This is a genomic window from Methylomonas sp. AM2-LC (genome assembly GCF_039904985.1).
Taxonomy (GTDB): domain Bacteria; phylum Pseudomonadota; class Gammaproteobacteria; order Methylococcales; family Methylomonadaceae; genus Methylomonas.
In genome coordinates this window covers 1,464,471-1,478,736 of record NZ_CP157005.1, presented here as the reverse complement: position 1 = coordinate 1,478,736, position 14,266 = coordinate 1,464,471, and the positions used below count along the sequence as shown (strand labels likewise).

The following is a 14,266-nucleotide window of genomic DNA, read 5'->3' as shown; positions in this document are numbered from 1 at the left end:
GATAGTGATTGTTTAGTCGGTAGCAAAGCAGTAGAAATAACCGGCACCACCGGTACTGACCAAATTATCCTGACTACAGCCACGACTAGCATGGGTCGAGTTCCAGGAAACATTGCCACCAGTCGCACCCCGGTTGGTGCGATCGGAATGACCTAACTGAACAGTGCCATCGCCACTGCTAGTGTAGTTTTTACAAGTATGATCGGCAGCATCGCTGTAGGCTCTGCCATCGGGTTTTGAACCTGTGAGAATATCGTGCTGATTGGGGGTATCGCCAACGCCGTTGATCGATGCGCCCTTTTCAGTCAACGTGGTCTTACGATGGACGTTGTTACCCAGCTGACCGAGTTCTACGGTATCGCCATGCAAATGGGCAAGATCGTTAGCGATGATAGCACCGTTTGCATTAGCCCAAGGTCCGTTGCCAATGCGGTCACGGGCGTTTACAGCAGGTTGGTTGCCATCAGCCTGGGTACTTAAATATGCTCTCCAAGTGCGGTTTCCGGCACCGACTTCGCTGGCCAATTTTTGACAATGTGCATCCGCACCGGTTAAGCCACCCAGATCAGCACCCTTGCCTAGACCAACACTGGTTACAAAAAATCCCAATGGGGGTTTGGGTGCATCAGTGGCGGGCTGTTGTGCATAGACTGCTGAAGCGGATATCACCAATAGGCTGGTTAGAAAGCTAGTTTTTTTATTCATTGTCTCAGATGATCGGTTAGTAAAAGGATAATTAGAGCTAGGCTCTAGACCATACCGTGAGCATTTATCGTGCCGTATTACATGATGAGAAATTTTCGCTTTTGCAGAACATATCAGGCAGTTAATTGCTGCCTATCAGACAGGATATGCTGATTAGCTGCTATTAAACAAACACCACCTAGGCTAACAAATTAAAGCGGAACACCTAGTGCAGTTTGCGCAAGCACTGAAGACACCACAAACCTAGCAGTAACACAAGTGCATCTCGTAAACGCATCAGTGCAATCAAACTCACCACCGTCTCTGTAGGCAGTTGCAAATAATGAAAAGCCCAAAACAGCGCAGCTTCCAAAGTACCGATCCCGCCTGGCAACGGCAACAGAAAAGCTAAGCGTATCGACATCAGAATGATTAGAAAGGCAGAAAAGTCCAGATTAATATTGACAAAACCAAGTAGCAACCACAACTCACCGATCAGTGCCAGCCAACCGCATAGCGACAATAATAATGCTTGTAGTAATAGCGCTTTCCGTTCGACAAAAACAGTGTTTATATTACCAGTTAACTGCTGACATTGCGTTTCTATCTGTTTTAGACTTGGATGATGTTGCCAGCGTTGCACTAAGCGTGTTACCCAGCGAAACGCGCGCTCTGGCTGGCGCAGAATTAAACCGCCAAGCACCGATAGTATACTCAATAGGGTAATCACAATTAGCAAAACTTCTTGCCAGTTACCCACCTCAGCCATAGGTGAAGCCAGCAGTAGAAGCACACCAAGCACCAACATGCTAAAGTTAATCCATAATTCGTAAAATCTATCCAGACCCAAGGCTAGCACGCTGCAATCTAAGGGCAGTTGCTCGCGTTTCCACAACCAATAAATCTGCAGTGGTTCACCACCAAATTGTGGGCCTGGAGTAATAAAACTAATTAATTGCCCTGCTTGGCGGATCATCAGTAACGCAAAAAAACGCACAGGTGAAGACATCAACGTAATTAATAACTGCCAGCGTTGAGTAGCTAATATCATGATAAGCAGATTAATACCCAACCAGACAAACCATTGCCAAAAGGACAAACTGCCAATAAACTTAACAATAAGTTCAACAGGTAACTGGCTAAGTATCCAGCCGACCAGAAGCAGAGCTATTAGCCGCAGCAAAACGGAAACGACTTTAAGCCCGTTCATCAGGCACCTGTATAACGGCTAAGCCACTCATCACCCCAATGCCAGATACTATATTTTCCGGTACCCAGTAATAAAAGCCAACTAGCAATAAAAATAAGTAGATAGTCGATAGCATGACTGCCCACAGTAGGATAGCACCAACCTAACAACAGGATTAATAGCAACGCGCCCAGACGTCCAGCACAACCCAACAAAATAAGGCTGGCAGCAGCTATTACACCGAAAAATAGTAGTGGATCATCAATTACGGCTGAGAAAAATGAGCGAGTATTCGTGACCATCAAAATCACGCTCAAAATAATTAACACTCTAAGTCCGGGTTGAAAAATATGTTCGCTCCAGGCTCCCACACGGTTATAAAATCTTGTAGACAGCCTACCAGTGACTACATACCAATCCAGAACAAAACCAAACAACACAGGCAACATAAAGGCAATACTGGCAATGTTGGTTAGCTTGGAATTAAGTACTGGCCAAAGTGCCAAAGCAATAAAACCCATTTGAAAGCCAGCTAAAGTACGGCGCAACGAATTTTCCGGCAAAGCATAATAGGGCAAACCCAGTAGTTGACGGTGCCGCAACCCCCATTGATAAACATAATAGGCCACACTTAACAACAGATATGAACCGTGAACTTTCCCCCAACTGATTGCCAGCAGAGGGGCAACAACTAGTCCCAACGCATCAAAGGCAATATCCAGCTGGTTACCTAGCATACTCACCTGCTTAGTGCGCCGAGCCACATAGCCATCAAAACGATCAAGCACAGCAGCCATTGTATAAAATGCAGCAGGCAGTAACACGTTAACTGACATAGCCTGATTAAGGTATAGAAAACCACCGACCAAAGCAACTAGCCCACCGCGTAAAATAGTCAGACGATTGCCCCATCCCAAACAGCTATATAGAGTGCTGTCAACAGTGGCCCGATTAAGTGTGACCAGTCTTGATACGTATAGACAAACGCCTGCCCACAGCAAGCCAGCCTGTAACGACCACTGCACAGCTGTATACCAATCTTGCGTAATGCCTAACAAAGCAAAGCCACTTAACAAAATACCACAACCCAACTCTATAATTATTTTCAGTTCCTGTATCATAAACTTATTATTAAAACCCTTATTAAGCTTACTCTGCATCTCAGCAGATATTATTCATTAAAATTGCATTTATCAGAAATCACCCTACTATTTTTTAATGGTAAAATAATAAGCTGATAATATTTTAATTTATATAAATGCAATATTTGGTCCACAATAATTCAAACTAACCATTAGTAACGAGATTAATACATGGAATGTCATCAATACAGGGAGATTCTTAACTATGTTAAGTACTAATTTGTTAAGCAGAGGCAAAAAACTAGCGGCCTTAGTTTTCCTTTTACTAACGCTGCTTATTCCAAACCGCATTAGTGCAATTACGCCCAACTCTTTTGCCAATTTTCCATTAGAAGTACTGTTAGTCGCGCTAAGCTTGCTTATCCCCTCGCAAACAGGTATTGCGTTCCGCAGTCTAATAGCGTTTTTGCTAGGACTTGGGATAATCTTCAAGATTGCCGACATGGCTACCTACCAGTTTTTTGACCGTCCATTCAATCCGGTATTGGACGGCAACTTTCTACCCAACGGCATAAACTTTCTCGAAGGCTTGACTGGGCAGATGGGTGCTTATCTAGCCATATCACTACTTGTTGCATTACTAATCGGCATTTTTGTGTTGGTCTATATAGCACTTGAACAAGTGCGAGCATTGTTGCAATTATCAGCAAAAACCAACGGCCTTGGCTTACTTGCAGGACTAGTAATATGGACAGTCTGTGCCGTTGCTGGCTGGCAAAAAGCGTCGACACCCTTTTACCAATTGCTTTCCATGCACGTTACTAACACACTGAACAGCTATGCGGATCTAAACAGTTTTAATGGTATCGTCGACAGTGATCCCTATGCAGAAGTCCCTGACAACACCCTGCTGGCAAAACTAAAAGGGAAAGATGTGCTAGTGGTATTCATCGAGTCTTATGGACGCACCGTGCTTGATAAAGCCGATTTTTCTGAATATATCCGCCCACTATTGGAAAAAAGTAGTGAAACTCTGGCAAGTGCAGGTCTTTTTGCTCGTAGCGCTTACTTAACCTCACCTACCTATGGCGGTATCAGTTGGCTTGCGCATGGAACATTGCTATCTGGTCTGTGGATCAATAGCCAGACCCGTTACGACCGCCTGGTGATGAGTGAACGCCCCTCTCTCAATCGTCTATTCAAACGCGCTGGCTGGCGAACGGTAGCTGTGCAACCAGCGCATACCATGGATTGGCCACAAGGCCAGTATTTTGGTTACGACAAAATCTATGCGGCACCCGATTTAGGTTATCAAGGCCAGCCTTTCAACTGGATAACCATGCCAGACCAATATACGCTATCTGCATTCCAATCCAGGGAGCGCCCAGAACCGCATACCCCGGTAATGGCCGAGATTGCCTTAATCTCATCGCATGCACCATGGACACCCTTGCCCATGCCTGTCGATTGGCAGCAAGTAGGTGACGGCGCACTCTTCAATTCACAGAATAGAGTTGGCGATACACCAGAAGTGGTATGGCAAAATACCGAGCGGATTCGTGAGCAATACCGTAAATCCATCGAATATACCCTTTCCACACTGGTTTCTTATGCCACCCACTATGCTGACGAAAAGCTGGTTATTCTGGTATTAGGCGATCACCAGCCTGCACCGTTTGTAACGGGCGAGTCTGAAAGCCACGATGTTCTGGTACATCTAATCAGCCGAGATAGCAAAATTATGGAAGCAGTGCGAGACTGGCAGTGGACAGACGGTATGCTACCAGCCGATAACGCACCGGTTTGGGCAATGGATAAAGTGCGGGATCGGTTTATCTCTACTTTTTCTAAATAGGGTTTTTATAGATAGGCTGGTCTGAATGATGCTAAAGCTGGGCAATATTCAGCCAGTTTATCAAAAAAACTTAATGAAGCTAATTACTTAGGCTTTTGTGGGCATAATAGCGTAGATATTAACATCGGATAGTTCGATGCAATAGGCTACGCAAATTAAATATGCACATATATAACACGCTATGCCAACAAGGCAGAATTATCAATCAGCTTCTTATGCGAATTGGCGAGCATTTCATACGCCGCCAGCTTATGGCGTAGCACGTTACGACTAATATCCAGTAAACGCGCTGTTTGCACCTGGTTTTCGTCGCAAAACTCAAAAGCAGTACGAATGACAGTTTCCTCAATGATCTCAAATAGATTCGGCGGCGCTTGTTCGAGTAGCTTTAACAGAGAACTTTCTAAAGAACGGGTGGAGATAGGCGGCGTTTCATCTGGAACTCTGTGGTCTGATAACTTAAAATCTTCTGGACGCAGACGATTACCAGGGCAAACTAGCAACGCACGATGTACAGCATTTTCAAGTTCGCGAATATTACCGGGCCAATCATAATTCAACAAAGCCAACTCAGTTGCTGCGGATAGTTTGACTTCACTATAGCCTAGGCGATCACCGTATAATTTAAGGAAATGTTCCGTTAAAGGCAAAATATCACCTGGACGCTCACGCAAGGGTGCCAAATAAATAGTGGCAACATTAAAGCGATAATACAAATCAGCACGGAAATGCGAAGCTGCAACAGCTTCTTCAAGATTGATATTAGTGGCAGCAATAATTCTTACGTCAACTGGCACAGCTGTTCTTGACCCCACCTTAACCACTTCACGTTCCTGTAAAACGCGCAGTAATTTGGCCTGCAAGCCTAAAGGCAAATCACCCACTTCATCCAGAAACAAACTGCCTTTATTAGCCGTCTCGAACCAACCGTCTTTTGCTGATATTGCACCAGTAAATGAGCCTTTTTCATGTCCAAACAGTTCACTTTCAATCAATCCTTCACTCAGCGCAGCGCAATTTAAGGCTCCAAATGTTTGTTGATTGCGCTTACTTAAGGCGTGGATATGCCTGGCTACCAATTCTTTACCGGTTCCGGTTTCACCAATAATTAATACAGTTGCATCACTCGGCGCAATCCGTTCAATTTGATCAAGCAGGCGTCTCGATACTGGATCTTCAAACACCAGCGCAGTTGCGCGCACTGAGTGAGACAGCGAACGAGTCTGATTTTCATCAAAGGCTAATAATGTCATAGTAAACCTCTTTTGGCTTGGCTAGCGATAATGAGCTGCCATAAAATTAAAATACTGCTACCTTTTACCGATGCTTCATTAAAGGTAAAAAACAATAACAATCACCTATACAACATTTTTGTCGACACCGTTACTGACCAGTATCGACGCCAAAATTAAACAGAATGTTTCTCTTTATCAAAAACGTATACCGATTTTGATAAATCAGTTTCTTCATTAAGTGCTTCGCCTTCCTTAACAGCCTTTCTAAATCCCTTGATGGCATCCCCTAAATCAGCCCCCACATTTTTTAAACGTCGAGTACCAAACACTAAAACGACTATAGCCAAAACAACTAACAGATGCGGAACACTTAAACCCATGTTTTACTCCTCAATAAATTCAATTTTTGCCAATACTAAACATTCGAAAACTACTCACCAGAATGACTCTCATTTAAGGTTATAGCTTATTTAAATCAATACATTACGAAAACATATAACTAACGTAGGTTGAGTTATCACAATAGCGAGTAACCGAACAATCAAAGCTGTAAACTATTGCCAAGCTGACAGATTGGGTTAAGGCTTGCGGCTAACACAACCTAAGTCTTAAAAATACTATCGCCATTAATCTGTTACATTCTCAGTAACCAACTCACTAATAAATGCAGGACGCCTAGCTTTATGCTTTTTGGGCGCAAGGGTTTTCTTTAAACGCCGCCAACCGATCACCAGAGAACTAGCGCCTAATACCAAACCACAACTAACCCAGATAATCATCCAAATATCCCACAACGGCCGATAATATAACCAACCAAAATCCCAGTGATGTAAGGCGGAATAAAGCCAACGTAATATCCGACGACTTTTATCAAATTTACTGAGCAACCGACCATCCTGTGGATCCAGATAAAAACGAGTAGCTGCTTCGTCAGATAATTTCACCAATAACACTGGCAATGGTTTATCCAATTTGGTTTGATGATGTCTAGGATAGTAATAACTATCGTACTCATTTAATAGCGTAGTCGTTTCCATCTCGGTGATTGCTTGCACGCGATTAACCCCAGACACCAAAGCAGCAGAACTGAATTGTGGCAAACTGCTACCTACTATCTGCGGTATGCGCACTCCATCACGTCCATAGGCCAACAAAACAGCTTCATTACCTAAACGACGCCAGTTTAACTGCACCAAATCTTGAACTTTGTTTTCACCAATCAGCTCTATAGGTTTCGAGTTGGACATTACCTCGGGCAATGCATTATCCAGATAATGGTTTAGTTCCTCGCGTGTATAGTCTCCTTGAGAAAATAGTTTGCCAGGATTGGTATCAATAAAGCCGCTAAGCGCCCAAAACAAGGCTAGCGTACCGCCTAATAATCCAGTCCAAAAATGCCATTTAAACCAGAATTCTCTGTAGGGTTGGGTACGCCCCTCAGAATAAGTGCGTTTGCCATTAAAGCCGGGACGCCAGCGTAACCAGCCGATAATCAAACCGGTCAGCGTCGCTATGGTTGCTATCAAACTAGACCATAACTGCACATCGTGACGAATACTGCCATAGCCTAAAGCTTCCAATGGCTTAAACAAATGTATCCAGTTACCCGCCCAGAAAAAGGCTCTTTCTAAGCGTGTTGAAGCATGTAAAACTTCACCAGTGCGTGATGAAATTAATAATTCATCACCCGCTTCACCTACCGCAATATGATGAAAAGGACGTAAACTTTCCTGATTACGTAAAATAATCGGGCTGTCAACCAGCTCCAGATAACGTACTTTAGGCACATCGTGCTCATTGATGGCTTTATACCAGCTCTGGGCAATTTGTAAGGATTGTGCTTCGGAAAACTCACGTAATGCACCATCGTTAGCCGACAAGGCAAAACGCTGATTACGAGTATCATCCACTAACCACAACGGTTCACCATTAATTCTTACTAAACGTGCATCAGTAATAGCAGGCTCTTCCTGTTTCTGCTTTTGGCTGCTATTAGACTCTTTTTTAACTGCGCGTTGGTTGCTAGCCAACTTACGCTGCACTTCGCTATGCTGCCATACATCGCCCAAGCTTAACCAACCCGGCTCGACTGCTAGTATTTCCGCATGGGCTAATTGTTGAGTCGGGGTTTGGGTGGTAGGTGTGGAATACATAATCACCAGACCCGTTAAAAACCAGACAAACATAAATATTCCCACCGCTATACCTAACCAACGATGCACTTCGTATAACAACCAATTTAAAAACTTCATGCTTGCTCCTGTATCGTATTCTTAATCTAATCGTAATCAGGTGAAACTAACCGCATCGATTAGCAATCTATGGCATCAAGTTAAGCCGTTCTTGTTTACAAAGCCAAACAGCCAGCTCATTATCATTTCCACCTAACCCCAATTGAGATACATTGCCATTCGGAAACATTAAAGCCTGGACAAATAATCAGCTAACGCTTCAATTTCCTCATCCTGCAATGATTTGGCTATTTTATTCATAACACCCTCAGGGCTGTTTTTACGTTCGCCCATACGCCAACTTTGTAACTGCTGAAATAAATACACCTTTCGCTGCCCACCTATCACAGGGTAAACAACATTGTTCTTTACAGCACCTTTACCCTTTTCACCATGGCAACTACCACAAGCAGGAAGGTCGCGGAGCTGATCGCCGTTTAACATTAAATTGCCAGCCAACGGATTATCTATACTACCCTCACCTTGCATAACTTTCTGTCCCGAAAAATAAGCGGCAATATCATCTATATCATTGGCGGTTAGGTCAGCAGCCATAATGGTCATGGTTTCGTGCTTACGCTCACCAGATTGAAAGTTTAACAACTGCTTAATCAGGTATCCTGCAATCTGCCCAGCATGATTGGGAGTTTTGACATCAACGCTATTACCATCTTCCCCATGACATTCCACACATCTTTCTTCTATTGCCTTCAACTTGCCTCTAACTGCATCGCCATTGCCTTGATCTGCATACAAGCTATTACTGACCAGCAATAATGTGTAAATCCACAAGACAATGTGAAACATCCGTCGCTTAGGCAATGATTGATATAACACTAATAAATACACATTCCAGCTACCCTATTAAGCAGCAACCCGAATAATATGAACCCATTATTTCTATTAGTTTGTTTGTGCTGTAAAACCCAACTTCTGTACAGTTTCCAATGCTTTAGCCACATTTTCTTCCGGTTTAAGCCCACCCAGGGTGGCAGTAATTTTACCGTCGGGTGTTATTACAAAAGTGGTACGCTCCGCAAAGCCATGAGTAATTTCAACGCCTCGGCTATCAGTTTTACCCGGTGCAGCATCGCGAATCGATAAATCATAAGATTTGGCAATTGCGCCATCAGCATCCGAAGCAACTGGAAACTTACTGGCACAATAATTAGGATCAGCCGAAAAATCATTCAATCTTTCAATGCTATCCAGTGAGACACCCACAATACTGGCACCAGCACTGGCAAACTTCTCATGATTAACCGCAAAACTATGCGCCTGAATATTACAACCCCCGGTATAGGCCGATGGGTAAAAATACACGACCACCGGACCTTTTTTTAATGCATCTTGCAATGAATAATTGAATGCTTTTCCAGCCAATGACGCTTGTGCCTTAAAGCTGGGAGCTGGATGACCCTCGGGTAAAGCAGCCCAACCTGGCAATGTCATTATGCTTAGGGTCAGAATTTTCAATAAAGTTGTTTTCATGTTCATTTTATTTATAGGGGTTTATAACTATCGTGACAAGCACCACGACACTGTTGAGAAAATTCTTGCGCCACATGATTAGCAGTATCATAGTCACTCACGGCTAACGACTTCTGTAATGTGGCAGCCTTTTCCTGATATTCTTTGGCAATCCCCACAGCATCTGAAGCATTACCACGTTTTGTGAAATAGTTTTCTACTAACTTAAATTCATCCTGCAACTTCTTGGCATCCGCTGTAGCTGTATCTACATCTTTTGCGGCAATACTGTTTTGCACACTTTGTGTTTGTGTTTCAACATCTTTCATCATTTCTTCAAAATCAAATTCTGCATCTGCCCCCGCAATATTGCTAAGTAGCATAAAAAGAATTCCAATGGCATTTTGCGTCATTCGCATGATTCTATTTAATCCTGTTTGCTAACGTTATCAGCCCTTTAATACAGATTTAATCTCTTTAATTTTTACTGGGCAGGGCTTAATACCCAAGTAAAAACGCAAATACACACCCAGCTTTTTAAAAACCTCTATATTGCACAATCTTGGTTTCTGAGGCCGGATAGCTGATCAACCTTGTTAAGTAAACTCAGTTACTCAAGTATCGTTCCATTGAACTTAATACCTATAGAGCAACTGAGATATTCACTATCTAAAACTAAGCAATTAATTCTTTAATAACTTTTCCATAAACAACCGTTGGGCGTTCAGAGCGTCCTTGATAAGGGTAAATAACTTTTAAATGATCTAAACCTAATAGATTTAGCACTGTGGCATGTAAATCATAGGTATCAACCCCTTTGCTCTTATCGGCAATCTGTAAACCAATATCATCAGTTGCGCCATAGGTCGTACCTGCATTGGTACCGCCACCTGCCAGCCATTGTGTGTAACCCCAGGCATTGTGATCACGACCTGTCCCAGATTCACCATATGAGGTACGTGCAAATTCAGAGGTCCAAACCACCAGGGTAGAATCCAGCAAGCCGCGCTCTTTTAAATCGGCCAGTAACGCGGCAATGGGTTTATCAACCGCTTTAGCATGTTTACCGTGATTCTCTTCCAGACTGTTATGCGCATCCCAGTTTCTGCTATCGCCACCCACTTCGGTAGGACCCGATACTACTTGAATAAAACGTACTCCACGTTCCACTAGGCGTCTTGCCCTTAATAAACTGGTACCGTAACCTTTGGTAGCATCATCATTTAATCCATAAGCATCTTTGGTCGCTTGCGTTTCCTTACTTAAATCAACCGCTTCCGGCGCTGTAACCTGCATGCGTTGCGCTAACTCATAAGCACGCACTCTGGCTTGTAATTCAGTATCTTCTGGATATTGAGCGTCCTTTATACCGTTAAGCTGTTTCAGCAAAGACAGATTTTCATTTTGTTGTCCAGCCGAAATAGTTTCAGGACGATCCAGATACAAAATAGGTGTATCGCCAGGACGGAAAGCCGTACCTTGATACACCGCAGGTAAAAAGCCTGAGCTCCAATTAACAGAACCACCCGTTGGTTCTCTTTTACCGTTATACAAAACCACATAAGCCGGTAAATCTGGATTTGCCGAACCCAAAGCATATTGAATCCACGCACCCAATGAAGGACGACCCGGATTTAAACCGCCCGTATTTAATTTCAAAATTGAAATATCATGGGTTGCTCCCACGGTGAAGCTGGATTTAATAAAATTTAATTTATCCGCATGCTGTGCAAGGTTAGGCAATAAATCCGAAAACCAAGCGCCGCTTTCTCCGTATTGTTTCCAGGTTCTGTTTGATACCCACAGTTTACCTACACCACCCTGAGTACTGGTTTTAATACCTTTCATAAAAGAAGCAGGTACTTCTTTGCCAGCCAGTTTTATCAACTCAGGTTTATAATCGTACAAATCGATAGTACTAGGCGCACCATCCATATGCAGCCAGATCACAGATTTAACTTTGGCTGGAAAGTGCGTCGGTTTTGGGGCCAATGGATCCAGTAAATCAGCCGCAAAGGCTCCCTGGATAACCCCACCACCCGGTAATAATCCACTCAAACCGTATGCACCTGCTGCCAAACCGGTTTTAATCATAAAATCTCTACGAGATATATTTTTCATTTTATATTCCTATAATTATTTAATAAGTTAGCAGCATTAAAACCGGTATATAAACTCGTTTGAATTTGCAACGGTATGTACCAAATCAACGAAAGCAGCAGCACGAATTGGATCGATCTTGGTATCTTCTTTTAGACCCGTCGGCTCACTTAGCTCATATTTTCCGTCTTTAACTTTGTCTTTAACGGCCTGTTGATGTTCATCCAGAAAAGTTTGTAAGGTTTCTTTTTCAACATCGCTAGCAGGACGTGCAAACAAAATTTCATATAGGCGGTCAATCTGAGCAGACTCGTTATTACCCACTTCCTGGATAACTCTGCCCGCTAAAGCTTGCGACCAACCTAAGACGATATCGCTATTAAACAATGTTAAAGATTGCAAAGGCGTAGTGGTAACATCACGTTTACTATGCGCTTCCTGTGCCGTTGCCATATCAAAAGTTTCCAAAATGGGATAAGGCAAACTACGACGGGTGAAGATATAGATACTGCGACGGTTATGGTCTTTCTTGTCTTTAGAGACTACCCATTGCGTATTTGCCGCACCCAGATTAGCTGGAATAGGCGGAAATACGCCAGGGCCACCCACTTGTTCTTCCAATTTACCTGAAGCAACTAATAAAGAATCGCGAATTTCTTCGGCCTCTAAACGTTTGCGTGGAAATACCGCCAGCAATTTATTATCTGGATCAGCCTGATGTGCGTCTTCACGATAATCAGATGCTTGCCGATAGACACTGGACAATAAAATTTCACGATGTAGTTTTTTGATGCTCCAGCCCTCTTTGACAAACTTATCAGCCAAGTAGTCAAGTAAGGCCTGATTAGTTGGACGTTGTCCGGCTTTACCAAAATCACTAACGGTTTCAACAATTCCATGACCAAAGTATTGTTCCCAAACCCGGTTAACATAAACACGTGCGGTTAACGGATTGGTATCACTAGCCAACCAGTTTGCCAAAGCAGTTCTACGTCCCGAAGAGGTGGCAGTTGCATTAATGACCGGTTTTTCATCAGTAATGGCTTCTGGAAACGCCGGTTGCACTTCATCTAATGGTCTTTCATGATCACCGCCAAAGAATATAAAACTTTTGGGGGAATCGGATTTACCTAACTCGGTAGCCGCTGTAATGGTATCGGAACCTGCAGTTGGTTTAAGGTTATCGAGTTTTTTTAAATCCTCTTCCAGATCCTTATACTCATAATATCTGGCTGCCATTTCAGGGGTATAGTCTTTGTTGTGCGTTTCTACCGCAATTCGCACCCAACCCACATAGTCATTTTCCTGAGTAACTTTTTCAAGTCGCCAGTTAACCCATCGATCCAGAGACGTCCATTTTTCTTTAGGTTTAAAGATCGATTCACGACTATCGGTCAGATAACGTTCTTTATGATACTTCTCACCACGCTCTTTGTACGGTGCTAACAAGGCAGCTTGTTTATCACGGATGTCTTTGGTTGCTTCTTCCCATTTTGCCTGTTGTTTTAGGTATTTGTTTTCTACTTCACCTTTACTCGCAGGAATTTTGTCGGTAAAACTAGTATTAGCAAAGAATGATTGCAAAGAGAAGTAATCTTTCTGACTGATTTTATCGAATTTATGATTGTGGCAGCGTGCGCACTCAACTGTCTGTCCTAACACAACCTTACCTACAGTATCAGTCATATCCGTGGTAATTTGGTATTTACGTTGTACCAAATCGCGCGAGTTATAGTTATCAGGATACCCTGCTAAAAAGCCCGTCGCAATCAAGGCCTCTGGTTTATCAGGCGCAATCTCATCACCGGCAATCTGCTCCTTTAGAAATTGCGAATAAGGCTTATCCTGATTAAATGAATTAATCACATAATCACGATAACGCCAAAAATTAGGCCGAGTTTGATCATTCTGAAAACCCGCACTATCAGCATATCTTGCCAAGTCCAGCCAGCGCCGCGCTTGACGCTCACCATATTTAGGAGAAGCTAATAATCTATCCGCCAAGTTAGCGTAAGCATCCGGAGACTTATCATTAACAAAAGCTTCCACTTCGGCAGGTGTAGGTATTACTCCCCAAGCGTCGAGCGTAGCACGCCTGATAAAAGTAGCTCGATCAGCTTCTGCTGAGGGTGCAAGGTTTTTTGCCTCCAAAGGGGCCAAAACATAAGCATCAATTGGGGTTTTTACCCAGTCATTTTGTTTAACATTGGGAACAACGGGTGCCTTTACAGGTTGATAAGACCAAAACTTGCTCTTAGCTTCTGGAGCGGCATTCCCCTCAGCAGCAACTGCTGGTGCGCTTGCCGGCGCCTGATCTGCAGCCAATACATCAGCCGCCAATAGTGTTGATAAACCCCAGATAAAGGCAGAATACACTTTAATTTTCATTGAACTCTCCAAAACATGATTTATAGCGCCCT

The 14,266-nt window shown here is 43.3% G+C and carries 12 protein-coding genes; 1 reads left to right on the top strand and 11 read right to left on the bottom strand.

Annotation, left to right across the window (positions count from 1 at the left end; genetic code table 11):
• Nucleotides 1-12 precede the first annotated feature (12 nt).
• The 3 genes from ABH008_RS06620 to ABH008_RS06610 all read right to left on the bottom strand — a co-directional run bounded on the left by ABH008_RS06620 (nucleotide 13) and on the right by ABH008_RS06610 (nucleotide 2,994).
• Nucleotides 13-705, bottom strand: coding sequence for a lectin (locus tag ABH008_RS06620; protein ID WP_347989068.1), 693 nt, complete (start codon nucleotides 703-705; stop codon nucleotides 13-15).
• A gap of 205 nt (nucleotides 706-910) precedes the next feature.
• Entirely contained in the window at nucleotides 911-1,894 is a 984-nt protein-coding gene (locus ABH008_RS06615; protein WP_347989067.1) for a lysylphosphatidylglycerol synthase transmembrane domain-containing protein, read from the bottom strand.
• The gene (locus tag ABH008_RS06610; RefSeq protein ID WP_347989066.1) at nucleotides 1,894-2,994 is read right to left on the bottom strand and encodes a CDP-alcohol phosphatidyltransferase family protein; all 1,101 of its coding nucleotides are present in this window, start codon (nucleotides 2,992-2,994) and stop codon (nucleotides 1,894-1,896) included. The genes ABH008_RS06615 and ABH008_RS06610 overlap by 1 nt, the downstream gene beginning before the upstream one ends.
• A 226-nt stretch (nucleotides 2,995-3,220) precedes the next feature.
• Here ABH008_RS06610 and ABH008_RS06605 point away from each other — a divergent pair, with 226 nt between their 5' ends.
• Complete coding sequence (locus ABH008_RS06605) at nucleotides 3,221-4,810, top strand: sulfatase-like hydrolase/transferase (protein ID WP_347989065.1); 1,590 nt, start codon at nucleotides 3,221-3,223, stop codon at nucleotides 4,808-4,810.
• 179 nt (nucleotides 4,811-4,989) lie between these two features.
• On the opposite strand, the gene ABH008_RS06600 is transcribed toward ABH008_RS06605, so the two are convergent.
• The 8 genes from ABH008_RS06600 to ABH008_RS06565 form a co-directional block, all read right to left on the bottom strand.
• Complete coding sequence (locus ABH008_RS06600) at nucleotides 4,990-6,063, bottom strand: sigma-54 dependent transcriptional regulator (RefSeq protein WP_347989064.1); 1,074 nt, start codon at nucleotides 6,061-6,063, stop codon at nucleotides 4,990-4,992.
• A gap of 155 nt (nucleotides 6,064-6,218) precedes the next feature.
• Nucleotides 6,219-6,425 carry a twin-arginine translocase TatA/TatE family subunit gene (tatA, locus tag ABH008_RS06595; protein WP_347989063.1) on the bottom strand — a complete coding sequence of 69 codons (207 nt, stop codon included), beginning with the start codon at nucleotides 6,423-6,425 and terminating at the stop codon, nucleotides 6,219-6,221.
• Nucleotides 6,426-6,671: 246 nt separating this feature from the next.
• Nucleotides 6,672-8,297: a PepSY domain-containing protein gene (locus tag ABH008_RS06590; RefSeq protein WP_347989062.1), complete on the bottom strand. Its 1,626-nt coding sequence runs from the start codon at nucleotides 8,295-8,297 to the stop codon at nucleotides 6,672-6,674.
• Nucleotides 8,298-8,465: 168 nt separating this feature from the next.
• Nucleotides 8,466-9,083, bottom strand: coding sequence for a c-type cytochrome (locus ABH008_RS06585; RefSeq protein WP_347989061.1), 618 nt, complete (start codon nucleotides 9,081-9,083; stop codon nucleotides 8,466-8,468).
• 96 nt (nucleotides 9,084-9,179) lie between these two features.
• Complete coding sequence (locus ABH008_RS06580) at nucleotides 9,180-9,767, bottom strand: peroxiredoxin (protein WP_347989060.1); 588 nt, start codon at nucleotides 9,765-9,767, stop codon at nucleotides 9,180-9,182.
• A gap of 11 nt (nucleotides 9,768-9,778) precedes the next feature.
• A complete protein-coding gene (locus ABH008_RS06575; RefSeq protein WP_347989059.1) occupies nucleotides 9,779-10,165 on the bottom strand; it encodes a hypothetical protein in 387 nt (128 codons plus the stop codon).
• 256 nt (nucleotides 10,166-10,421) lie between these two features.
• Nucleotides 10,422-11,867, bottom strand: coding sequence for a DUF1501 domain-containing protein (locus ABH008_RS06570; RefSeq protein WP_347989058.1), 1,446 nt, complete (start codon nucleotides 11,865-11,867; stop codon nucleotides 10,422-10,424).
• Nucleotides 11,868-11,903: 36 nt separating this feature from the next.
• Complete coding sequence (locus tag ABH008_RS06565; protein ID WP_347989057.1) at nucleotides 11,904-14,234, bottom strand: DUF1549 and DUF1553 domain-containing protein; 2,331 nt, start codon at nucleotides 14,232-14,234, stop codon at nucleotides 11,904-11,906.
• Nucleotides 14,235-14,266 lie beyond the last annotated feature (32 nt).